This window comes from Thiospirillum jenense (assembly GCF_014145225.1).
Classification (GTDB): domain Bacteria; phylum Pseudomonadota; class Gammaproteobacteria; order Chromatiales; family Chromatiaceae; genus Thiospirillum; species Thiospirillum jenense.
The window spans coordinates 1-457 of record NZ_JABVCQ010000118.1; the positions used below are offsets into that span (position 1 = coordinate 1).

The 457-nt window shown below is 49.5% G+C and carries 1 protein-coding gene; it reads left to right on the forward strand.

Annotation, left to right across the window (positions count from 1 at the left end; translation table 11 throughout):
- Nucleotides 1-189: 189 nt before the first annotated feature.
- A complete protein-coding gene (locus HUK38_RS14790) occupies nt 190-450 on the forward strand; it encodes a CCDC90 family protein (RefSeq protein ID WP_182585066.1) in 261 nt (86 codons plus the stop codon).
- The last annotated feature ends 7 nt before the right edge of the window (nt 451-457 follow it).

Here is a 457-nt window from a genome sequence, read left to right on the forward strand (position 1 = left end):
CCCCCCCCTTTTGCAAAGGGGGGTTGGGGGGATTTAATCAAAAACGGGGAATGTTGGGTTGCCCGATTGATGGCGGTGGATTGGCGGGACGCGGTGCGCGGGCAACCCAACCTACAATCCGATGTGGTTTAATTGCGAAACTGCTATATTGGCATCATCAATATTGCAATCCTGATGGAGCCGACACCGATGTCCACTATCACATTCGATACCCATGAATTTGTCAAAAAACTGCAATCCGTCGGTTTTACGCAAGAACAAGCCGAAGTATTTACCGCTGAACATCGCCGCATCATTGATGACACATTGGTCACAAAAGACCACTTGGATATGCGTGTGCGTGAACTCGAAATGCGTTTGCGTGAACTCGAATACCGCTTAATCATTAAATTGGGCGCGATGATGATGGCATCCGTCATTACACTGGCCGCATTGGTGCGCTTTCTTTAGCCGCGTC

Coding starts and splice junctions, on each gene's coding strand:
- HUK38_RS14790 (WP_182585066.1), top strand. CDS start 190: ATGTCCACTATCACATTCGATACCCATGAATTTGTCAAAAAACTGCAA.